Origin of the sequence: Marinomonas rhizomae, from assembly GCF_024397855.1 — a bacterium.
Classification (GTDB): domain Bacteria; phylum Pseudomonadota; class Gammaproteobacteria; order Pseudomonadales; family Marinomonadaceae; genus Marinomonas; species Marinomonas rhizomae_A.
Map to the genome: position 1 here is coordinate 355,503 of NZ_CP073343.1, position 20,952 is coordinate 376,454.

General features: G+C 42.0%; 25 protein-coding genes. 18 read left to right on the top strand and 7 right to left on the bottom strand.

Going from position 1 to position 20,952, the window contains the following annotated elements; translation table 11 throughout:
• Positions 1-121: 121 nt before the first annotated feature.
• The 15 genes from KDW99_RS01515 (at position 122) to KDW99_RS01580 (ending at position 10,748) form a co-directional block, all read left to right on the top strand.
• Positions 122-544, top strand: coding sequence for a hypothetical protein (locus tag KDW99_RS01515; RefSeq protein ID WP_255827578.1), 423 nt, complete (start codon positions 122-124; stop codon positions 542-544).
• Positions 537-668 carry a hypothetical protein gene (locus KDW99_RS01520; protein ID WP_255827579.1) on the top strand — a complete coding sequence of 44 codons (132 nt, stop codon included), beginning with the start codon at positions 537-539 and terminating at the stop codon, positions 666-668. The genes KDW99_RS01515 and KDW99_RS01520 overlap by 8 nt, the downstream gene beginning before the upstream one ends.
• 174 nt (positions 669-842) lie before the next feature.
• Positions 843-1,295: an HNH/endonuclease VII fold toxin-2 domain-containing protein gene (locus tag KDW99_RS01525; protein WP_255827580.1), complete on the top strand. Its 453-nt coding sequence runs from the start codon at positions 843-845 to the stop codon at positions 1,293-1,295.
• Positions 1,296-1,297: 2 nt separating this feature from the next.
• Positions 1,298-1,861 (top strand): hypothetical protein, encoded by a 564-nt coding sequence (locus KDW99_RS01530; RefSeq protein WP_255827581.1) that lies wholly within the window; start codon positions 1,298-1,300, stop codon positions 1,859-1,861.
• 63 nt (positions 1,862-1,924) lie between these two features.
• Positions 1,925-2,128: a hypothetical protein gene (locus KDW99_RS01535; RefSeq protein ID WP_255827582.1), complete on the top strand. Its 204-nt coding sequence runs from the start codon at positions 1,925-1,927 to the stop codon at positions 2,126-2,128.
• 45 nt (positions 2,129-2,173) lie between these two features.
• Positions 2,174-2,383 (top strand): hypothetical protein, encoded by a 210-nt coding sequence (locus KDW99_RS01540; RefSeq protein ID WP_255827583.1) that lies wholly within the window; start codon positions 2,174-2,176, stop codon positions 2,381-2,383.
• Positions 2,384-2,582: 199 nt separating this feature from the next.
• Positions 2,583-3,017, top strand: coding sequence for a DUF5675 family protein (locus KDW99_RS01545; RefSeq protein ID WP_255827584.1), 435 nt, complete (start codon positions 2,583-2,585; stop codon positions 3,015-3,017).
• Positions 3,017-3,505 (top strand): hypothetical protein, encoded by a 489-nt coding sequence (locus KDW99_RS01550; RefSeq protein ID WP_255827585.1) that lies wholly within the window; start codon positions 3,017-3,019, stop codon positions 3,503-3,505. The genes KDW99_RS01545 and KDW99_RS01550 overlap by 1 nt, the downstream gene beginning before the upstream one ends.
• A gap of 103 nt (positions 3,506-3,608) precedes the next feature.
• Positions 3,609-3,755, top strand: a complete 147-nt coding sequence (locus tag KDW99_RS20495) for an HNH/endonuclease VII fold toxin-2 domain-containing protein (protein WP_370646893.1) — start codon at positions 3,609-3,611, stop codon at positions 3,753-3,755.
• Positions 3,756-4,417: 662 nt separating this feature from the next.
• Entirely contained in the window at positions 4,418-5,431 is a 1,014-nt protein-coding gene (locus KDW99_RS01555) for a hypothetical protein (protein WP_255827586.1), read from the top strand.
• A gap of 228 nt (positions 5,432-5,659) precedes the next feature.
• Positions 5,660-6,175: a hypothetical protein gene (locus KDW99_RS01560; protein ID WP_255827587.1), complete on the top strand. Its 516-nt coding sequence runs from the start codon at positions 5,660-5,662 to the stop codon at positions 6,173-6,175.
• A gap of 7 nt (positions 6,176-6,182) precedes the next feature.
• On the top strand, positions 6,183-7,196 hold the full coding sequence (locus KDW99_RS01565; RefSeq protein WP_255827588.1) for a hypothetical protein: 1,014 nt from the start codon (positions 6,183-6,185) through the stop codon (positions 7,194-7,196).
• Positions 7,197-7,798: 602 nt separating this feature from the next.
• Positions 7,799-8,272, top strand: coding sequence for a hypothetical protein (locus tag KDW99_RS01570; protein ID WP_255827589.1), 474 nt, complete (start codon positions 7,799-7,801; stop codon positions 8,270-8,272).
• 5 nt (positions 8,273-8,277) lie between these two features.
• Positions 8,278-8,823: a YiiX/YebB-like N1pC/P60 family cysteine hydrolase gene (locus tag KDW99_RS01575; protein WP_255827590.1), complete on the top strand. Its 546-nt coding sequence runs from the start codon at positions 8,278-8,280 to the stop codon at positions 8,821-8,823.
• A gap of 1,406 nt (positions 8,824-10,229) precedes the next feature.
• Complete coding sequence (locus tag KDW99_RS01580; protein ID WP_255827591.1) at positions 10,230-10,748, top strand: glycine cleavage system protein R; 519 nt, start codon at positions 10,230-10,232, stop codon at positions 10,746-10,748.
• A gap of 23 nt (positions 10,749-10,771) precedes the next feature.
• Here KDW99_RS01580 and KDW99_RS01585 read toward each other — a convergent pair whose 3' ends face one another.
• Positions 10,772-11,677 carry a LysR family transcriptional regulator gene (locus KDW99_RS01585; protein ID WP_255827592.1) on the bottom strand — a complete coding sequence of 302 codons (906 nt, stop codon included), beginning with the start codon at positions 11,675-11,677 and terminating at the stop codon, positions 10,772-10,774.
• A 98-nt stretch (positions 11,678-11,775) separates the two neighbouring features.
• Here KDW99_RS01585 and KDW99_RS01590 point away from each other — a divergent pair, with 98 nt between their 5' ends.
• On the top strand, positions 11,776-12,708 hold the full coding sequence (locus KDW99_RS01590; RefSeq protein ID WP_255827593.1) for a DMT family transporter: 933 nt from the start codon (positions 11,776-11,778) through the stop codon (positions 12,706-12,708).
• Positions 12,709-12,747: 39 nt separating this feature from the next.
• On the opposite strand, the gene KDW99_RS01595 is transcribed toward KDW99_RS01590, so the two are convergent.
• The 3 genes from KDW99_RS01595 to KDW99_RS01605 are packed head-to-tail and all read right to left on the bottom strand — an operon-like array spanning position 12,748 to position 17,137.
• On the bottom strand, positions 12,748-14,301 hold the full coding sequence (locus KDW99_RS01595; protein WP_255827594.1) for a cryptochrome/photolyase family protein: 1,554 nt from the start codon (positions 14,299-14,301) through the stop codon (positions 12,748-12,750).
• Complete coding sequence (locus KDW99_RS01600; protein ID WP_255827595.1) at positions 14,298-15,806, bottom strand: cryptochrome/deoxyribodipyrimidine photo-lyase family protein; 1,509 nt, start codon at positions 15,804-15,806, stop codon at positions 14,298-14,300. The genes KDW99_RS01595 and KDW99_RS01600 overlap by 4 nt, the downstream gene beginning before the upstream one ends.
• 11 nt (positions 15,807-15,817) lie before the next feature.
• On the bottom strand, positions 15,818-17,137 hold the full coding sequence (locus KDW99_RS01605) for a DASH family cryptochrome (protein WP_255827596.1): 1,320 nt from the start codon (positions 17,135-17,137) through the stop codon (positions 15,818-15,820).
• Positions 17,138-17,358: 221 nt separating this feature from the next.
• Between KDW99_RS01605 and KDW99_RS01610 the strand changes: the two genes are divergently transcribed.
• Positions 17,359-17,700, top strand: a complete 342-nt coding sequence (locus tag KDW99_RS01610; RefSeq protein ID WP_304941377.1) for a zinc ribbon domain-containing protein YjdM — start codon at positions 17,359-17,361, stop codon at positions 17,698-17,700.
• Between the two features lie 95 nt (positions 17,701-17,795).
• Here the strand turns inward: KDW99_RS01610 and KDW99_RS01615 are convergent, their stop codons facing one another.
• Positions 17,796-18,728: a LysR family transcriptional regulator gene (locus tag KDW99_RS01615; RefSeq protein WP_114412101.1), complete on the bottom strand. Its 933-nt coding sequence runs from the start codon at positions 18,726-18,728 to the stop codon at positions 17,796-17,798.
• Between the two features lie 71 nt (positions 18,729-18,799).
• Between KDW99_RS01615 and KDW99_RS01620 the strand changes: the two genes are divergently transcribed.
• A complete protein-coding gene (locus tag KDW99_RS01620; protein ID WP_114412102.1) occupies positions 18,800-19,744 on the top strand; it encodes an alpha/beta hydrolase in 945 nt (314 codons plus the stop codon).
• 117 nt (positions 19,745-19,861) lie between these two features.
• Here the strand turns inward: KDW99_RS01620 and KDW99_RS01625 are convergent, their stop codons facing one another.
• Together KDW99_RS01625 and KDW99_RS01630 are read right to left on the bottom strand one after the other, a co-directional pair.
• Positions 19,862-20,137 carry a DUF3817 domain-containing protein gene (locus tag KDW99_RS01625; protein ID WP_255827597.1) on the bottom strand — a complete coding sequence of 92 codons (276 nt, stop codon included), beginning with the start codon at positions 20,135-20,137 and terminating at the stop codon, positions 19,862-19,864.
• A gap of 158 nt (positions 20,138-20,295) precedes the next feature.
• Positions 20,296-20,763, bottom strand: a complete 468-nt coding sequence (locus KDW99_RS01630) for a GNAT family N-acetyltransferase (RefSeq protein WP_255827598.1) — start codon at positions 20,761-20,763, stop codon at positions 20,296-20,298.
• Positions 20,764-20,952: the final 189 nt, after the last annotated feature.

Below are 20,952 nucleotides of genomic sequence, written 5' to 3' on the forward strand. Positions count from 1 at the left end.
ATAAGTCCCTATATAATTTATGTTTTTAAATTTTATCAAATTTAAAATATACACTTCATTCTAAAAAACAATTTAGTTTTCTAATATTTTACAAGTAGGCATACTAGAGCGACTAACCGACGTGGCGAACATCGAGCTTTCGACAACGCCGATCTTTTTGTGTGCCGCCAGTGACGCTCGGCCCGACGTAGACGATGCTCGTTACTGCGCAGAGCAGCTCTTTATGCATTTAAATGAGCGCTTTAAACGTTCGGCCATGGCCTACAGTGGCTGTGAGCAGGCGATTCCTATGATTATCGAATACACCAAGGATGAAGAACTGAGTCGTATCGCAGGGGGAGTCTTTGCTTGTATTACGGGAGTGGACATTGAAGAAGACGATCTTAGCCCGATCGATCCAGACGGTGATCTCAGTTCACTGAGCGCAGACAAAAACCCATGGCAACAAGACTATGAAATCGACCTTGCCAAGCCCGGTGTGGAAGAGTTGGTTCAATGGTGGAATGCGCACCAAAGCCCCTCAGCAACGCTACCTAATGGGTAAGCCTTTTAGCACGGATGCCATGAGCCACATTATCGAACATGGCAACCAGCAACAACGCCAATACGCCGCACTTATCAAAGCCCTGCAAAGCAAACACAGCCCACTTGAACGCATCGACTTGTAGCACAGATTTAAAGCGACTCACACTAAGAAACATACGCCACGGCATGGGTTGAAAACATGTCGTTGGTGGCCTGTGTGTTTTATTGTACTAAATGTGGGTTGGCTCTTTAACAATTTGGTTTTTACTTTTTCTTGCTTAGCAGTGTTTTGGCGTAAAAACTGAATTGCATCCGCTTTGGCTAGTAGCCAGTTAGGAAACGCTTCGACAGGTGGATGTTGCCCTGGCCAAACGGGCCACCACCTACTCCCCGAAGCGTGGTTATCGGACAGCGCATGCGGTTACAGTAAGTCAGTACACAACAAAGCGCCAACAGTCTGCGCGGAAGGTGTGGGCCATAGTGATGGCACCCATGGAACGTTTCATACTAAAACGGATGAAGTGTCAAAGAAACATCTTGGTGTACAAATTTCTATAGATAAGGCAATTAACCTTGCACAAGAAGGTCACCAGAATGCGGTGAATACAGACTTTGGTGAAAGGTGGTTTGGGGAGCATTGTGACCCTGACTGTATTAAAGCCCAGCTAAAAGCATTTTATAAAGATTTTAAATGTAAGCCTACGGTAAAAGATAAAGTGGGTGGCGAAGGTGCTACTAGTGACACAAGCACGAAGGGAGAAGGATTCTAAATATGTCGAAAAATGATTTGAATGAAGAGAGCGGATTTTTTGATGGGTTTACGATACATGACTGCGTAATTCTTTCCAAAGGTTACTATGGGGTAAGCGCCGAAGAAATTTTGCCAGAAGAAGAGTTCGACTATTACGAGTCGAGGGGAAAGTCACAAGTGGGATCATATTCGGATGATAGGCAAGAAAAAGGAAAGTCGCCTGTATGGGGAGGTATAGTTTGGCCACGACATTCTTTTTTTAATACTCGATTAGTTAATACTGAACTTAAAGAGTGTTTAATGATGGACGACGCGGGGCAAGGCTATTATCTAGGCCTTGGCGATAATAAGTTTGCTGAAAAACAGCCATCTCCAAAAACGCGCTTTCATCAGTTAGCAAAAGTCGATGACCAAGTGTATGGCGTTGGTCGTGGCCGTAAGATATTTAAGCGGATGGGCCCCGAGAACTGGGAGTGTATCTCTGAGAGCATTCGTTGTCCCAGTGATGGTGATATCGGTTTTAAAGATATGAATGGTTTCGCTGAAAACGATCTTTATGCTGCGGGGGGACACAATGATGTTTAGCACTTTGATGGTGAGCAGTGGCGTTATATTGATGTCTGTGATGAAAAGGTATTACCTTTCTCCGTGTGCTGTGCCGAAGACGGTTATGTCTACATCGGCTGTGCATGGGGCATTGTCCTACGTGGTCGAGGTGAAGAATGGGACGTTTTTCATACGGATAAAAATGTAAAATTCTGCGATACCGTGGCTTATCAAGGCCGTGTATTTTTCGGCAGCGAAAATGGCGTGTTTGTGTCACAACAAAATACCGAAGCCTTTAGCTGTTAGCCTTATGATTTTGAGGGACAAATCAGCCCATTAAATGCGCGTCGTTTGGATGCAGGGCATGGCCTATTGCTGGCGGCCAGTCTTAACAGTGTCGCCTTGTATGACGGTGAAAACTGGCAATATCTCTATGGTGGTGGTTCATCGCCAAAAGAAGAGGCCATGCTGCTTGAGATGTTGACGCAAGAAGCGGAGCAAGAGCTTGATGAGCTGACAGAATTAGCCGACAAGCTTAAATCCGCGAAGGGGCAGGGCTAAATGGCACTGTCCCCTTGGCTATTTGCCCATGTTAAACATGATGCGCCCTACGCGTGGTAATGTCGGCAAAGTGTCAGCTGTACTCATCCATTTGGTAGGTGGGTGTCAAGAAATGGGAATTATAGTGCGCTAGCGTTAGCAGCCTGAATGGGAATGTTAGGATGCTCAATGTTGAAGTTGTTTTAAGAAGGATTTACGTATGAAAAACGCACCAGTGTCATTAAGACTGGATCGTCAAGAAGTCTCTGCTAACGCCACCCGTGGAGTACTGACTATTAGTGGTAAGGCTGGCTCTTGGTACGTACTTGAGCCATCGGGCCCAGACTCCGCAGAAGAGGGATCAGATCAGCGTATTCCCGCGGGCAGCTACCGTATTGCACCGTACTCGTCACCTAAATACCCCAATGCATTTGAATTAAAAGATGTACCAGGGCGCACTTATATTCTTATTCACCCAGGCAATTTTCATAGCAATACGGAAGGTTGTTTGATGCCGGGCAAAGTAAAAATGATGGATGGCGCTGATCTTGCGGTCGGCAGTAGCCGCAATGCTTTCAATGACATTAAAGCTCATCTTAACGGCACTAGCCGTATCACCATCGATATTACCAACTCAATCGTAGGAGAAGAATAATGCTGCGCCACCTGTTTGCTGCTGTTGTTTTCTGTTCTTCTCTTTCTGCTAGCGCAGAGTCTCTAGTAGAAGCCAACATGGATTGGCTGACAAGCCATCAAGAGTACGTTGATAACGCGCTTACCTCAGAGCAAAGCAAAGATTTTTTACCAGTGCTCAACACCGTTATTGCGGTGTGGGAACGCCGCGATGGGGCATTGACGGCAGAGATCTCCCCGCTCATTCTACAGGCTATTATCGCTGAACCTGAGCTTACTTTTGATGCGTTGCATGACAACCCAAAATCTTTCAACCGCTGGCTTAAGCAGCTTCAAGGGCAAGTCTTTACCGCCATCAATCCAGATCAAGTTCAGCCGCTGAATGACCTAAAAATGGAACTAGAGACCTCCTTATCCAGCTACATAATTCACCCAGATGCACCATTTAAAAAACAAGCCAAACGCCTACTTGAGCAAGTCCAAGCCATCTCTGTATATATGGTGGATTAAATTCTCTATGACTATGCGTTTAATTGTGGCGCGGAGTCTTGGCTTGATGTTTATCTGTCCACAAACGTCGCCAAGACCAGCAGTGCGGGTAAGACCAATGCGGATGATCTGTTTGGCATGCGGTTACAGCAAGTCAGTACATAACAAGGCGGCAACAGTATGTGCGGAAGGGGTGGGCCATAGTGATGGCACCCATGGAACGCTTCATACTAAAACGGATGAAGTGTCAAAAAAACATCTTGTTCTATAGATCAGTCAATTAACCTTGCACAAGAGGGTCACCAGAATGCGGTGAATACAGACTTTGGTGAAAGGTGATTTGGGAAACATTGTGACCCTGATTGTATTAAAGCCCAGCTAAAAGAGTTTTATAAAGATTTTAAATGTAAGGGAAAGTGCGAACAAGTCCTCTTGCCTCAGCATGTGGATAAAAGCCTGTTATTCGAGGCGAGTAGTGAATGTGAATAGTGGTTCTATTTTCGAGGTGCTCACAAAGAATACAGGTTTTTAGAACATGCCCTCGGCAATTGCTCCTGCATTGCCCTAATTACCTACATCCATGTAGGCATACGGGTCTTTCAGAGCTTACTATTAAAAATAACAGGCCACATGTCGTTGCGACTCTTTGAAAGGTACCTACATTCCTTCAGAGTCGCGCCTTATTTGACGATTTCTCTGAAAGACTGAGACTTAGTAGACTTATTCGCACCTTCCCTAGTTAAAGCAGAAGCAAATGCAGAATATAATGCCTTTCAAGATAGGACTAAAGTGACTGCGAACTTCAAAAAACCAATGTTTAAAATTAAGAGAAAAAAATTTGAGATAGAAAGTAAAGACGAAACATCTTATAAGTTAAATGGTAAAATTGCAGCCATAAACTTAATAAGAAAAAACTGTAATTAGGTTGTTAATATGTATAAAGCTCTAATTTTTACGTTGTCTCTATATGCACCTTTTATAAGTGCAAACCCTACGGAAATCGTACAAAAATATTTTTACGATATAATTTTTTTAAATGGCTTAACATTATCAGGAGAGGCTTTTTCTTATTGTCAAAAAAATTCAGAACACCTATCAAAGTCAAAACTAGATTTGTGTCAGGTTTTCAAAGATTTAAATGGTAAAGAAATGTCCACTAGGGTATATAAAGGCTTTGTTCAACCAACAAAAAAGATGAAAGACAGTGTTTTTTATGAGTATTCTGATGAGGACTATTCTCGATATCAAGTTAACGCTTACACTCATAAAGGGGAGTCTTTTACAGCTTTAATTGATACGGCTTCATATGTTAGCTTTGCAGATATTTATCCTAATATGCTACAGGACAGAATTTATTTTAAGGGGCCATATAACCGTGAAAATACAGTAGGCTTAGCGCTAATTGATGTGAATACTGATATTGGTGGTATTGGGAATAAAACTATCCTTACTAAAGGTGGAAAAGTAGGTGTTTTAGGCTTCGATTTTATTGGTCAATACGATCAATTCTCATTTTATTCAGATGGTATCGCGATACAGCCAGAAGACATTACCTGCACAGAGAAATGTGTGTATTACGATGCAGATTTTGACGGTGAAAACTTGCACTTCTTTTATCCACTAAACGGTCGTATTGAAAGAGTTAGTTTTGAGACAGGCAGTCCTATCTCCACTGTACCCTTTTCATTGGAAGATCGTTGCATCGATGAAGAAATTGACTTCTCTGAACTTGAAGAGCGAGGACTTGATGTCGGCGATGAGGCCAAAATTTGTAAAAAGGATTTTGAATTTGGTGATTACACAATGCAAAGCTCTGTCGTGACACAAACGAGCAGAGACATTGATGGTGAGCCATTAGCTGTAATGGGTATGAACATGATCAACGCTTTCGATCATGTCACTGTCGACATGCCAGCAGGCAAGATCTACTTTTACTCACCTGAATGACGCTGTGGCAGGGATAAGTCATACGCAATCCGCAGACTTATCTCTAATCCTCTCTAATCATTTGATGGCAGTTTAATTGGCACATAGCGCCATTTTCATATTGATGGATTTAGTAATATTTCTGAAAATCTATTGTAAAGGTGTGAGAGGTTTAAACTGAATGGCTCGCCTTTGTTTAATGGCTGATGATAGAGTTCGATATCGGTATTTAATTAAAAGGACGTTATCATGAGTTCTAGCAAAGCTAGGGAATTAGCTCTTTCTAAATTAAAAGATTCAGTAGATATCCTTCAGGCTGATATGCAGGCAAGAGATGTGATTCGATATCAGATCACTGGTCCGGATGAGCAGGGTCAGTGTCGTATGACGATTGTCGAACTGACTGCGGGTTGGCATAAGGGGATTCGTGATAAAAGAGCAATTTTAGATATCAATACTCAGGCTGTTGCAGGCTTTAGTTACAGCCATACTCCGGGTGAAAGATTAGACTCAAAAGTTTTTGCAAGGGCATCTATTGAGGCTAGCTCGCATTTAGGGAAAGGGTTAGATATGAGTCTTGGTAAAGCAGAAGCCAGCTCAGAGTACAATCCATTTTTTGATGAATGGAAAAATGACGTTAGCGTATCTAAACCAAGGTATCGAGGTAAAGGCAAAGGGTTTCAAGTTGAAGCTGATAAAGTAGTTAATTACGGTATTAATGCAAAAATAGTATCAATTAATATCAAACGTAAAAATTGTACTTAGGAATATTATGAAATTTTTGCCTCTTATTTTAATTTTATTTGCTCCTGGGCTTGCTTTCTCAAATACATCTTTAAATGTTGAAAATTATTTCTATGACATTGTATTCTTGAATGGTTTACCTTTATCAAATGAGGCCTACAAATATTGTCTCAAGGAAAAAAAATATTTGTCTGATCGCGATGATTCATTATGTGAAGTTTTTGAGAAGTTAAAAAATAAAGAGATCTCATTACTTTTTTCTAAAAATGAAATTCGTAATACATTAAAGAAGTCAGAAACTATATTTTCTAACTACTCAAATGAAGACTTTTCTCTTCACTATGTGAAATCTCATACTAGAAGTGGCGAAAGCTTTGAGGCATTTTTAGATACTGCATCATTTATGAGTATAGCTGATATTACTCCAAACCTTATAAGTACCACTTTCGATTTCTTTGACCCTTATAAAAATAAAATAACCGCCAACCTTGCATTGATTGATATAAATACAAATATAAGTGGTATGCGAAATAAAATAATCGTTACTCAAGATAGAGATGTAGGTGTTTTAGGCTTCGATTTTATTGGTCAATACGATCAATTCTCATTTTATTCAGATGGTATCGCGATACAGCCAGAAGACATTACCTGCACAGAGAAATGTGTGTCTTACGATGCAGATTTTGACGGTGAAAACTTGCACTTCTTTTATCCACTAAACGGTCGTATTGAACGAGTCAGTTTTGAGACAGGTAGTCCTATCTCCACTGTACCCTTTTCATTGGAAGATCGTTGCATCGCTGAAGAAATTGACTTCTCTGAACTTGAAGAGCGAGGACTTGATGTCGGCGATGAAGCCAAAATTTGTAAAAAGGATTTTGAATTTGGGGATTACACAATGCAAAGCTCTGTCGTGACACAAACGAGCAGAGAAATTGATGGTGAGCCATTAGCTGTAATGGGTATGAACATGATCAACGCTTTTGATCACGTCACTGTCGACATGTCAGCAGGCAAGATCTACTTTTACTCACCTGAATGATGCTATTGCGGGGATAAGTCATGAGTAACCCGCAGACTTATCCCCGATCTTTTCTAAACTCAAGATGGAATTCGCCGCTCCTATCTCATCAGATGATCTGCCTCTATGAGCCTCAGAACCGAGCCGGTTTTAGGAACACTGATCTTATCTTTTACGCCATCACTTGTATTCTATCCACGCAACTCTTTGCTTATCTACCTTGTTAGCCGCTTTTCTTTGAATCTCATGTCCAATAGATGAGAATCAGATTAAAGGCTGTAAAAACCCCCGTTTGGCTCATTGCACGCCAAGAAAATGTTTTCAAGCCGACAGTGATGCCAAACTAATACGTGGTGTACTTGTGGCGATCCTTAGCCTTGCTAATGGCCGCTGCAATCGGTGGAGCTGAATGAGTTTAACCTTTCTAGCTACCCCATCAGTTCGCGTACCAATGGGTTATTAGGAATTTTGAAGAAAGTTAAAAATTTAATATTAAACCTACTAATATATAAGCAGATTTTTAAAAAAACTAACAATGAATTTAAAAGAAAATAACTCTATATATACAAAAATTAGACAGGTCGTTAATGTACAATTAGCGCCTAAATTTAAAGGATTTATTAATGAAACGGATTATTATACTACTATCTACTTTTTTTATCACTGCATGCGATAGCAACACATTCAATGAAATTTTCAGAAACCCTCACATTGTAGAAATTGCGAAAATAGAGAATATGGAAGCTGACAAATGGTACGAATTTGATACCAAGTTAGAAGCTATCAATAGAGAGCAAACCATAACTGTCTCTTTTGAAGGAAGCGACCCTAAAATTTTAGACTTTTCAATTATAGATAATAAGTCAATATTTAAATCAGAGAAATTCCCTGAAAAAGTAATAGATTTTGAGATCGTTGCAACCAGCTCATCTAATATAGAATATGCTTTCAAACCTTCAGGACAATCAGGGGGGATAATTTTTAGACTAAAAGAAAAAAAAATTGATAAAGAGGAAATAATAGTAAGAATAAAAATAAAGGGAAATCTTAACTATAAAAATGTAAATATTGAATGGATGTCTAGAACAGGGAAATAAGTTAAATGAAAGCTAATGAAGTAGTAAATGAGACAAAATTCATTTCCGTTGGTCAACTTCAAGTAGGAGATATTATTTTATCTACAAGTGAAGGCTCTGTATCATCAACAGTAAGGGTTGGAACTAACTCGAAGTTTAGTCATGCTAGAATATATATCGGCGACTCTGAAGTAATTGAGGCAATTGATCCAAGAGTTATTAGAGATAATATAATCGATCTTATTGAGCATGACACCTACACTTATGTGTATCGTTACCCGAACCTTAGTGCAACGCAGAAATCAAAAATAGTTGAGTATTCAAGTAATCAGATAGGAAAGGAATATGACCTTTCAGGGGCATTAAGTTCATCCGTTACTGGAGCATTGCTTCTAGGTCCGTTACCAAAACTTCAGAATTTAATTAATTCAGAATTTGACTTCTTTTGTTCTGAACTTGTAGCTTTTTCCTATAAAAGTGCAGGTGTACCTTTAAACTATGCAGCAAGCCAAACCACACCACGAGATCTAGCCGTCAATGACAAGCTAACATTTATTGGGCGTTTAAAATAAATTTTGTCTTGTAAGGTTGAATTTATATTAGGGAACATGCGATCAAGCATTAATGTTAAAAGAGTTTGCTCAAATTTTTAAAAGAAAGTCCTTTCAGACTAGAAGAGGCATAAGGCATCGCTCTATTATCGCATAAGAAGCCCCTATGATACCCAAAATTAAGTTTCTTGGTCTCTTTGATTCAGTAGCAATGGTTGCCCCTTTATTTGATCCTAATGAAGTGGATTACTTTTTCATTTAATTGCTGGTGATCGCTCTGGCCCTGCTCCATGGGTAGATTTTGTTGAAAGAGACCCTAGAATAAAAGCTAAAACATCTCATGTCTTACGTTGTCCTAATTGCAATCATAGCGACATTGGAGGCATATCATCCACGACTAAGGCAAGAGTTGCTTATCAAAACATGAGATCTCATGCTAATGCAGGGGTGAAGTAAAATGAAAAACTGCTTTTGGGTGAGCTTTGCTATTTTTTCATTATATCATTACTTTTTTTGGACTACCTATCAAAGTCATTAGGGGCTCCCAATCATTATTACTCTATTTTTGATTTCATTGAAGCGTCGATAATAGCTTTACTCTTAGCCTGTATTTCAACTGCTATATGTTGGCTTATTAGAAAAGCCTTGAATAAAAATTAAACATGTTAATTAAAACATCAAAATGGCGTTAATTAGGACACGCACCTTAAAAAAGTGACTCTTAGTTCAGTTATGATCAGTTTTTCTAAGTCAGCCAGTTCTAACCAAAACTGGCTTTTTTGTGTCTAAATCATCACGGTAGGGTGCTATTTCGTCGATTTTACCGAATCAAGGGCGTGCGATTACCTTGCAAGGAAAGCAATATTGAAAGGAAGGGCTAGAAGGTAGGTTAGGCAAGCAGTTGTTTTGCTTTGCTGATTTTCGGCCTTCGTTTATAGCCTGCATGTTGGTAGTAGTTGGATAAGATCAGTTCTGTACCGACAGCAGCGAAAGTTTGTTGTTCAAACTGCGTAGAGATGGTGAGCCAGTTTTCCGATGGGATATTAAGGCGTTGTAAAATGGGGCAAAGGTTAGTCGATACTGTCGCGTTTACCTTGACGAACGATTCGACCTGTTAAGTCGAAAAGTTCTAGGTAGTCTTCGAGTTTAAAGGAGAGTCTTTTGGGGGAGTTGGATCGCCGATGCTTTTGTTGCCAGATGGGCGATTGGCATGGGAAGTATCTCGGGTGTTGCGGCAGCATCATTGGGCTTTTTTTTGCGTAGGCAGGTTCAAACCGAATTCAAAAACAAAATACTTTAACTCAGTGGTAAAGACTTTAAATGAATTGCAGTCGTCTATATTGAGTATTTAGTGTATTTTTTATAAATAGCGTCGCGTAAAGCAGTCACTCTTTTGCATAATTCTAAAAAAATTGATGGAGAACATTATGTCACAGCATCTTGTATTGAGTTTTATCGGAGACGACCGCCCTGGTTTGGTTGAGCGTTTGTCCGATACTATTTCACGTCATCACGGTAATTGGTTAGAAAGCCGTATGGCGCATCTTGCGGATAAATTTGCCGGTATTTTAACCTTGTCTGTGCCCTTGGAACATCAAGAGGCACTGGTTGATGCACTGCGTAATTTTGAACAGCTTGGTTTGCATGTCACCGTTGAGCTGGCAAATAAGAAAGCGACAGAAGGATCGACCTTGTCACTGTCTGTTGTTGGCAATGATCGACCAGGTATTGTTAAAGAAGTTTCCCAAGTACTGCATTCATTGATGGTTAACGTCAAAGAGCTTACGACCACTTGTGAACCGGCACCGATGAGTTCTGACATGCTGTTTAAAACTGATATGGTATTGGCTGTTCCCAAAGATTTGCCGCTATCAGAACTGGAAGTGGCACTAGAAAAGATCAGCAGTGATTTAATGGTGGAGCTATCTGTTAATCAGTTTGCTTAGTGGTTTTATCTGGGCCTTTTAGATCATTCATACAGTGGATGATCGTTAAAACGCTTGAGCATAAAATCGATTAACAAACGTAACCGAAATGGCATGTTATCTCGATCACGATAGAGCATTTGGCAACCGCGAGCTTGATTGCTCCACTCAGGTAGAACTTGTCGAATTTCACCTAAATCGATTAATGGCTGTGCATGATAGTCTGGCATAAAACCGATGCCTAGGCCATCTTGTATAGCGCGCGTAAGTAAGCTGATGTCGTCTACTTTTAGGCGAATATTATGGTTTGGCTTATGACTTAGTATCTCTCCCGATGTCGTGTGTTGCAGCTTCCAAGTGGAAATAGGTGCGCATAATACAGTGGGAAAACCTTCTAAGTCACGAGGGGTATTTATGCTAGACAGGTCTAAATGGACGGATCCACAAATAACAAAGCGAATGTTCGTTAAATGCCTGCCAATCCAATGGACTGCATTATGGTCACCGACACGAAACGCGATGTCGATGGCTTCTTCCTCAATATCGATGTTTTGATTTGAAAGTCGCAAATCCAAATGGATGTCAGGGTATTCGATCAAAAAGGCATTAAAATGCTGAGCTAAAACATGCACGCCAAAGTTCACGGGTGCAGAAACTCGAATCGTGCCTTTTGCTTGGGTGTTGTCCTGTAGAAGGCACACAGCAACATCGTCTAATTCCTCAAAAAGAGACGCGCTCCTTTCGAAATATCGCTGCCCTGAATGGGTGAGTTGGACTCTGTGGGCATCCCGATTCAGTAGTCTTATTGCTAAGTCTTCTTCTAATTTAGCGACTCGCCGACTCAAGGTAGACAGAGGCATTTCCAGCACAGCTGAAGCTTGTTTAAAGCTGCCATGTTGAGCAACCGCGCAAAAACAACGCATATCATCGAGTGAATAGTTAAATTTCATATGTGGGATCTATCGTCTCAATTTTGTCTATTTATTCCGTATTCAAAATCTATACACTGCGCCTTATATTTTCAAGTTTTCTTTTTATGGAGAAAGATATGAAGCGTTCGTCGAATATGAATGCCGTATTGTTATTATTACTATGCACGTTTTTCTGGGGAGCCTGTTTCCCTGTTGGTAAACATGCATTGGGAGAAGTGCATGCACTCACCTTAGTTATCTGGCGTTTTGCTATTGCTGCTATTTGTCTGTTTATTTATGCGAAATGGAAAAATACGCCAATGCCTAGTCTAACGGCACAGCAATGGGCGTGGGTGATAGGGGTTTCTATTATAGGTGTCGGTGGTTTAAACCTTGGTTTGTTTACTGGGTTGGCGCAAACCGATGCCAGCAATGGTGCCTTGATTATGGCGCTCAGCCCATTGGCCACCTCTTTTATTGGTTCTTTGTTACAGCGCAAACTGCCCGCTCGCGGTGCGGTGTTTAGTTTGGTAGTTTGTTTATCTGGTGTGTTACTGGTGTTAACCAATGGCGAGCTAAAAAGACTATTGGGTTTTGAGTTTAACCACGGTGATCAAATGATCTTGCTAGGCATGTTGTGCTGGAGCCTTTATACCTATTTAACACAAGGTGTGAGCCGCTGGATGCCAATGATTCCTTACACTTTGGTTGGCATGTTATCAGGGCTAGGAGTGATCTCTTTGGTCACGGCGTTTAGTGCTGAGGTTCATCCACTACAAGAAAGTTTAGCGATCAGTGGTTATGTGCTTGGAGACTTATTGTTCATTGGTGTGTTTGGTACCGTGGGTGGTTACTTGTTGTGGATTTCTGGTGTGAAGCAGCTAGGTGCAGCGAACGCTTCCTTGTTCTTCAATTTTGTGCCTGTCTTTGCGGCCTTGACGGCATTTGCTTACGGTCAAACTGTGACAAACTTGCAGCTATTAGGCGTAGCGATTGTTATTGCCGGTTTGTTACTGCCAAGAATGGTTAAATGGCAGCAACAACGCTTTAATCGCCAAGAAGCCGCATAGACTAATTGAACGAGCAATCAGAAAGTAAAAAGTAGAAATTTACAGCGATTCGATATTTTTTAAGCACCATTCCGCTCTATGTAAGACGGCGCTTTTTCGGGCGTCGTCTTGTTTGTCCCAGTTGCCGTAAATCATGCCAATGCGATGGTTTTTCGCAAGACGTTCTCTATGTTTGATCATAAAGCGCCAGTATAAGCTGTTCAGTGGGCAAGATTCTTCGCTGGTTTTCTCTTTTACCTTGTAATGGCAATCACCACAGTAGTCGCTCATTTTCTGCATGTAGCTGCCACTGGCTGCATAAGGTTTGGAAGCAATCCAACCGCCATCGGCGAATTGGCTCATGCCACGGGTGTTGGGCAATTCCACCCACTCCAACGCATCCACGTAAATGCCTAAATACCATTCATCGACTTGCTCGGGCTGAATCTCAGTTAACATGCAGAAGTTCCCCGTGACCATCAAGCGCTGAATGTGATGAGCATAAGCGTAATCGAGAGATTGCCCAATGGCGCTGGCAAGACACTTCATCTTGGTTTGCCCGTTCCAGAAATAGCTTGGTAGGTCTCGTTCAGCGTTTAGGACATTTTGCTGTTGATAGTCCGGCATATTGATCCAATACATGCCGCGCACATATTCGCGCCAGCCGAGAATTTGTCTGACAAAGCCTTCAACTTGAGCAATGTCGATATTGTCGTTTTCTCGATATGCCGAAATAGCCATTTTGATCACATGCTTTGGGCTAATCAATTTGGCGTTAAGCGCAAAAGACAAACGTGAATGATACAAGCTCCAGCTGTGGGGTGTTTGATTTGTCATGGCGTCTTGAAAACGACCAAAGTTTGGTAACAAGTGGTCACAGAAAAAGGCGAGTAAATTCAATGCATCTTGGCTTGATACGGGCCACAGTAAGATCGAGTCCGTTTTGCCAATAGATGGAATTTGATGACGTTGAATGCGTTCAAGCAGGTGAGTGACATCATGCTGAAAACACAAAGGTTCTGGAATATCGGCTAAGTCCTTTGGTTTAAGCTTATTGCGATTGGCATTGTCGTAATTCCATTGGCCACCTTCCGGCTGATCTTGATCGTCCATTAGTATATTAAAGCGCAGGCGCATTTTTCGATAAAAGTGTTCCATGCGAACGGGATTTTTAGCGTGAAAGAGCCTAGGGATTTCGTTGAAAGGCAACAAAAAATGCTCGCTATCGACCATGCTGACAGCGGGCTTGGTCGAGTCTGTGATCAGCGAGTGATATTGTTGTAACACGCGATATTCATCTGGGCGTTGTAGCTCGATACGGTCAATGCCATGTTGCTTAGCAATACCCAATATTACGTCTTCTAGGCTTTTTCCCTGAGTGTCGTCTAAGGTGAGATGGCATACCTGATGACCGTTTTCATTTAGGGCATTGGCAAAGTGTTCCATGGCAAGAAAAAATGCACAGAGCTTTTGAATATGATGAGTCACATAAGTGGCTTCTGGGTGTAATTCAGTAATGAGGTACAGCACACCTTGGTCATGTTTTTTGAACCAAGAGTGCGCAGCGTTGAGTTGATCGCCAAGAATCACGCGCAGCGTGTGGAATGGTTTCATGAGGGTGTCCTTACTTTCGATGGCCTGGATTTTTTTCCACTATTCGAACGCACATGCGTCGCTAAAATGCGTTGTTTTTCTTGTTGAACGTTTGGTTGTTCACGGTATCCCCAGAGTCGATCACGAGCAGACTTTGCCGCTTCTTTAAGGCTGACAATGGGCACAGGATAGTTTTCTCCAACGTTGAATTGATACAAGGCTTCCTCCATCGGCGACATTTCCCAAGGAGAGTGTATCAATGGGACAGGCACTTCGGCCAATTCTGGTACCCAGCGACGGATAAATTCACCATCTGGATCTTGGTCTTGAGCCTGCTTTACGGGGTTATAAATTCGAATGGCATTGGATCCAGTAACGCCAGCCTGCATTTGAAATTGTGGGTAGTGTATGCCTGGCTCAAAATCGAGAAACAGTCTTGCTAGATGATGCACACCTAAGCGCCAATCAATATTTAGATGATGGCATAAAAAGCTGACCAGCATGGCGCGCATACGAAAGTTAATGTATCCCGTTTGGTGTAAGGCCCGCATACAAGCATCAATGAGAGGGTAGCCAGTTTTGCCTTGCTGCCAAGCGAGTAAATCGGCCTCGACCTGATCATCCTGTCGATAAGGAAAATTGGCATAAGCACGATTCACTGGGTGATATTCCATGCGGCATTCGCTTTCAAATTTTTGCATAAAATGACAGTGCCAATGTAATCGAGAGCTCAGCGCGATGAGGGTGCGTTTCCAGCCAGCCGTTTTCCAGCGAGACAGCAAATCTTGGTAGACTTCTCTTATACTGATATTCCCCCAAGCGAGATAGGGAGAAAGCCGAGTACAGGCCGATCGGCTGCTAAGAGGGCTGGAAATAGAACGATAATAGTTTTTCCCTCGCCCTTCATAAAAACTCTCTAAGGTTTTCCAAGCCAGCGTAGGGCCGCCCGTGTGGATACCTTTTTGTGGTGTTTGCCATGAGGTTGGAATCGAAGGCCATTGAGTCTGTATGTCGTACCAGGTTATCGCTTCAAGGTTGATGTCGGCTAAAGGAGCACGCATGATAGTTTGCCAATCATCATCCCAGTTCTTTCTGTTATCTAGTGGTCGTATCACCGCACCAGTTGGTGATTCATGCCAGCATATAGTTTGTTTCTGACACCAGGATTTAACCGCTATATCACGCTCAAAGGTGCGCCCGATGCCAATTTCTTCACTACTGAATAATTTATCAAACTGCGTTGTGTCATGGAGCGCTTCGAGAGCAGATAAGGCTTCTTGCCAAACTATATGTATGTGACCGCCATGCTCGGCAAGCTGGTGATTCATATCCTCTAAGGATTGCCAAACAAAACGCCAGTGGCGCTCGCTGTAATGCGGATCAGCGATAAGGCTAGGTTCAAAGATGTATAGCAGAATAATGGGTCTGTTCTGCGCAATGGCCGATGCAAGGGGCAGATGATCGCTCAAGCGCAAATCTCTCTTAAGCCAAACGACAACGGGTTTTACCGCAATATCCTCAGTCATCCGATGGGCGCTCATCTGGCTGGATAAATTGGCCAGTCGGCCGCATCGACCGAATCCAGTTGTGTATCATAGACTTGGCCTTGCCATTTATGAATAAAATGCCGATTGGGGTCGTATTGTTCGCTTTGTCTTTGCAAATTGAAATGACGGCCGCCTCTTGGGTCCGCTCCGACGCCCGCAATGTATTGCCAGTTGCCCCAGTTTGGGCCGACGCTGTAATCGATCAGTTGTTCTTCAAAATACGCCGCGCCATAACGCCAATCGATGCCTAATTCATAGATCAAGCAGCTTGCAACAATTTGGCGGCCACGATTGCTCATAAAACCGGTTTCATTAAGCTGTTTCATACAAGCGTTAACGATAGGGTAAGGCGTATTACCTTGGCTCCATTTTCGAAAACGCTCAGCGTAATAACTGCCTTGGTTTTGTTTTCCTGTTAAGCCGCCCGGCAAGAAAAGTTGTTTACCATAACGGGTTGCATACCAATGGAAATATTCGCGCCAGAGTAGCTCGAAATAGATCCAATAAGTGGATTCGCTTGCGCCATGATCGCGTTCATAGGCGTCGATACTGGCTTTAATTTGCCTAGCTGACAAACTGCCTTGTGCCAACCAGGGTGAAAACTTGGTGGAGTTTTCCCAACCATCTAACTCGTTACGAGTTTCTTTATAACGACTTGGCAAATTGGTCGAGAAATAATCGCTTAGCTGATCAATTGCGGCTTGCTCCCCGCCAGTGAACGCACTTTCGTCTTCTATATTCTTAAGCCTCCAAGGACGAATTCGCTGAATATTAAAAACGGGTGCTGGTGGTAGTTTTTGCAATGCAGGTAGAGGGGGGAAAACGTCTATGTTTTCAACTAAGCGACGGAATTTTGAAAAGGAATCCGGCAATTTTGCTATATCAAATGGCAGTTGAGAGGGCGTAAATAGACTCAAACCATGGTCCAGATGAATGTGTACGTCAGGATATCGGTTGGCGATGCGTTTTAGCGTTTGTTGTTCGTCCCAGCCGCCGTGGTGGTTGCGGTATAGATGTGCAATCGGTACTTCATTGAGTAGTATATTTAAACTGGTGCCAGCATCTAACGTGCTGATAAATAACGTTTGCCCCAAGGCTTGTAATTGTAATGCTAGATGTTGGAGACCTTGATCTAGAAAACGGCGACGATTGGGCGACATGCCTTGTGTTGCATAGCGACTAGGGCGGTTATTATGAGGCTCATCGCAGTATAGGCAGACAAGATAATCGACCTCTTGCGCGGCTCTGCGTAGCATATTCTGATCCGCGCAGCGTAAATCCTCTCCGAACCAAACAACACCCAACTTCATCGCATCTTCCTATCAATATTGTGTCAATTAACCTTAGTACGTATTTAAGAGAATATTGGTTTAATTAAGATGCAAATCTATTTTGCCCTGATCTCGTGGGATGATTTTGTTGAACAACAGAAAGTTTTTACGGAATTTTTTGCTGGCAGACAAAAACCATAACGAAAATAGGGTTATAATGCGCGAAATTTTCCATTTTACGTTAGAAGGTAGTGATAATTATGAGTCTTCCAAATTGCCCAAAATGCGATTCCACTTATGTATATGAAGATCAAGCGATGTTGATTTGTCCAGAGTGCGCGCACGAATGGAATCCGAATGAAGTTGTGGTCGATGAAGATGCTCTTATTATCAAAGACATGGGCGGCAACTTATTGCAAGAAGGCGATAAAGTGACGTTGGCGAAAGATCTTAAAGTCAAAGGCTCTTCTCAAGTACTAAAAATCGGCACCAAAGCGACTATTAAGCGTTTTGTCGATGGCGACCATGACATCGATTGCAAAATAGATGGCGGCGGCGAAATGATGCTGAAATCTCAGTTTGTGAAGAAATCTTCCGTTTAAGATCTGTAGAAGGGTTAGATAGGGCTCGTTTGGTCTTTTCTAACCCTTTTTTGTGTCTTTCTCGATTTCCCTATCCGATAGTCATCTCGTTAAATTTAGTGGTTTTGTAGGTTTATAGTGAGCATATCGATGAACTTGCGTACTTTTGCAGCTAGATGCTTGCGATTAGGGTAGATCGCATGAATCGGAATCTCCTTGCCTGAATACTCCGGAAATAGCTTAACAAGACGGTTCTTTTGTAGATCATCGACGGCTAAAAAAGAAGGCAAAAATGCCACCCCCATTCCTTCTACTGCCGCATCTTTCACGGCTTCACCACTATCAAAACGTAGGCGCTGTGTTCCTGCTATGGTGACATCCTTGCCATTTTCTTGGTGTAAATGCCAAGCACTTGAATTGGGATTCAGCCCATAGATGAGACGCTGCTGCTCTTCTAGTGCGGTGATATCTTCTGTTATCTCATTTTCTGCTAAGTAGGTGGGCGATGCATAAATATAAGGAGAGTATTTAGCAATGGGGCGGGCAATCATTAAAGATTGGTTTGGCATATCTCCCATTCTGATTGCTAGGTCAAAACCTTCCTCTACCAAGTCCACAATTCTGTCTGTAAAGCTTATTTCTACTTCTAAATGGGGCCATTGCTTCAGGAATTTATTGAGGAGTGGCAATATCACTATCCTTCCAAAAGCCGCTGTTACAGTGAGGCGTAATGTGCCTTTTGGTTCCATGTCATCCTGTCGAACACTTTTTTCTGCATCCTCTATGTCGCTGAGTATTTGCGTGCACCTCTCATAGAAATACTGCCCATCGGAGGTCAATGAGACTCGGCGAGTAGTGCGATGGAGTAAGCGTGTACCAAGGTGGGCTTCCAAGCGCGCTAATGATTTACCCGCTGCTGAACGGGTTAAGCCCATCTTTTTTCCTCCAAGGACAAAATTTCCAGCTTCAGCAATAGCCACAAAAGTACGCATGGTGTTTAGCTCGATACTGCCCGTCGAATGGTGTGTGCTGAATTTTTGGATGCTCACTGTAGAAACCTATTCCCCAAGATATGACTTAGAATTTGGATTGTTGAATAAAATACCATAAAGGAGACGTTATGCTACCTGAAAATGCGAAAAATGCTTTAAATGGCTGGATAAAAGCGGCCACACCGATTATTGAAAAAATGACAGGCCAAAGTGACATAAGCTGGCCAGATGCCCGCGCTAGTTATGTTGATGATCTTGATAAACTGTTTCCTGCACCAGAAGGCGTTTCATTTCGTCATGTTGATCTAGGTGGTGTTTCTACCATGTTAGTCACACCAGATAATGTCATAGAAGGTCGAGTATTGTTTTATGTACATGGCGGCGGTTATGTTCATGGCGGCGTAAAAGCCTATCGAGGGTTAGCTGGGCATTATGCTAAGCAGCTTCGTGCTCAAGTGTATGTACCGGATTATCGACAAGCACCTGAGTACCCATTTCCCTTGCCGATAGATGATACATTCAATGCTTACAGGGCTTTGCTAGAGCAGGGGGGGGACCCTCGCACCTTAGCCATTTCCGGTGATTCCGCAGGCGGGGCCATGATCGTCACCATTATGAGAAAAGCCAGAGATGCGAAGCTGCCTCTTCCTGCCGCAGCGGTTGCTATTTCTCCTTGGGCAGACCTGACTCACTGTGGTGTTTCCGCCAGAATTAGAAATGGCATTGATCCAATATGTACTACGGATTTTCTCGACCAGCTAGCGGCTCTATTCTTGGCTGGCGAGTTACCAACGAACCCTGATGCATCACCTATTTTTGCGGATGTTAGAGGATTATCACCAACCTTAATTCAAATCGGTGAAAATGAAGTTATGTTGCATGGCGCGACCCGACTGGCTTCTCATCTTGGTGAAAACCGAGTTAGGACGACGTTAGAAGTATGGCCTGGAATGTTTCACGTTTGGCATATTTTTTCAGGGTTACTTCCTGAAGCTGATCACGCTTTACGAAATGCTGTTAGATTTATCGATGATGCTTTTACATCAGAGCTGGATACCAACGAACAAGCTTAAAAGCGCCCGTCTAACTAAGGTTTGTGGTTAAAAATTAGGAATCGCCTGTAAAAAGCAGAGAAGAAGAGGTCTTTTTCTCTGCTTTTTTATTGGCTCAATGTTATTGGAAGGGGGGAATTAGTATTTATTTAAGACCTTCGCTTTAAAGACATAGCTACCGAATGGTATTACTGACGCAATAAACCCTATCAAAGCGTGTTTTGAAGAAACCCCATATCGAGAGATACTTAACATCAAAAGAATGTTAAACAAAATAAACAACCCACCATGAATCGGGCCAATAACGCTCACATACTCTGGCATATCCATCAGGCGTTTCAATGGCACAGCAATGAAGAGCAGCAATAGAAGCGACGTGCCTTCTAAAATGGAGATAAATCGTAACATTTTCATACTATGTCTCTTTTATTGAAGTGTGTTGAAAGAATGTATTCAGCGCTAATCAGACCCCAGAATAGCATTTTAATTTCATTCTAAGGTCGGATATTTAAGGTGTGGAATAATGCAGGCAGAGGCATTAAGTGTGAGAACCTACACAGTTTTTTTCTTCCCTATTCAAACTTAAGAACCATCACTGCTTTCTCGACACCTTTGTCATTCAATCTGTGTATCACTTCAAAGTCATGCTTTAAATACAGATCAATATTGTGTTGTTCGCATTGCAAGTACAGAGCAGAAATACCTAGGTTTTTAGCGCGATCAAAAACATAAGGAAGAATCATGTTGGAGTAACCTTGCCCACGTTTATTAGCTGGAACGAAAACACCACCGAGCCAATGCTTGTAGTCTCGGAAATCAGGGTGTTCATGGAACTTCAACTCTGCCACAGCCAGTAACTCGTGATCGTCATGCAGAACAAAAGATAGGGGCAGACTCTCTCTACTTTGCCCCATTGCCGTGACTTTTATCAGAATATCGTCGAGCGAACGGTTAGGTGATAAATGTCCCCACTCATCGAAATACCACTGGGCGATAGTAGGAATAAATGACTTCTGATCGTGTAAAAATGAGACTTTCAAAATAACCTCTTCACTTCTTAATTATTAAGTTTTTTTAAATAGGATTAAGTAGAGGGTAGTGATTCTAATTTATTTTCTAGATAACCCCTCTTTATCCTTATTTATTTCAATAAAAAATATTTTAAATTTATTATAAAATAATCTTGAAAACTTTATAATAAGTGTTGATTTAAACTATGCCTATTAAAG

Bases quoted from the DNA above. Each gene is read 5' to 3' on its own strand.
- KDW99_RS01530 (WP_255827581.1), top strand. From the start codon at position 1,298: ATGTCGAAAAATGATTTGAATGAAGAGAGCGGATTTTTTGATGGGTTT.
- KDW99_RS01600 (WP_255827595.1), bottom strand. From the start codon at position 15,806: ATGACTGAGGATATTGCGGTAAAACCCGTTGTCGTTTGGCTTAAGAGA.
- KDW99_RS01570 (WP_255827589.1), top strand. From the start codon at position 7,799: ATGAAACGGATTATTATACTACTATCTACTTTTTTTATCACTGCATGC.
- KDW99_RS01605 (WP_255827596.1), bottom strand. From the start codon at position 17,137: ATGAAGTTGGGTGTTGTTTGGTTCGGAGAGGATTTACGCTGCGCGGAT.
- KDW99_RS01585 (WP_255827592.1), bottom strand. From the start codon at position 11,677: ATGAAATTTAACTATTCACTCGATGATATGCGTTGTTTTTGCGCGGTT.
- KDW99_RS01550 (WP_255827585.1), top strand. From the start codon at position 3,017: ATGCTGCGCCACCTGTTTGCTGCTGTTGTTTTCTGTTCTTCTCTTTCT.
- KDW99_RS01625 (WP_255827597.1), bottom strand. From the start codon at position 20,137: ATGAAAATGTTACGATTTATCTCCATTTTAGAAGGCACGTCGCTTCTA.
- KDW99_RS01620 (WP_114412102.1), top strand. From the start codon at position 18,800: ATGCTACCTGAAAATGCGAAAAATGCTTTAAATGGCTGGATAAAAGCG.
- KDW99_RS01610 (WP_304941377.1), top strand. From the start codon at position 17,359: ATGAGTCTTCCAAATTGCCCAAAATGCGATTCCACTTATGTATATGAA.
- KDW99_RS01520 (WP_255827579.1), top strand. From the start codon at position 537: ATGGGTAAGCCTTTTAGCACGGATGCCATGAGCCACATTATCGAACAT.
- KDW99_RS20495 (WP_370646893.1), top strand. From the start codon at position 3,609: ATGATCTGTTTGGCATGCGGTTACAGCAAGTCAGTACATAACAAGGCG.
- KDW99_RS01590 (WP_255827593.1), top strand. From the start codon at position 11,776: ATGAAGCGTTCGTCGAATATGAATGCCGTATTGTTATTATTACTATGC.
- KDW99_RS01560 (WP_255827587.1), top strand. From the start codon at position 5,660: ATGAGTTCTAGCAAAGCTAGGGAATTAGCTCTTTCTAAATTAAAAGAT.
- KDW99_RS01545 (WP_255827584.1), top strand. From the start codon at position 2,583: ATGAAAAACGCACCAGTGTCATTAAGACTGGATCGTCAAGAAGTCTCT.
- KDW99_RS01575 (WP_255827590.1), top strand. From the start codon at position 8,278: ATGAAAGCTAATGAAGTAGTAAATGAGACAAAATTCATTTCCGTTGGT.
- KDW99_RS01555 (WP_255827586.1), top strand. From the start codon at position 4,418: ATGTATAAAGCTCTAATTTTTACGTTGTCTCTATATGCACCTTTTATA.
- KDW99_RS01565 (WP_255827588.1), top strand. From the start codon at position 6,183: ATGAAATTTTTGCCTCTTATTTTAATTTTATTTGCTCCTGGGCTTGCT.
- KDW99_RS01580 (WP_255827591.1), top strand. From the start codon at position 10,230: ATGTCACAGCATCTTGTATTGAGTTTTATCGGAGACGACCGCCCTGGT.
- KDW99_RS01595 (WP_255827594.1), bottom strand. From the start codon at position 14,301: ATGAAACCATTCCACACGCTGCGCGTGATTCTTGGCGATCAACTCAAC.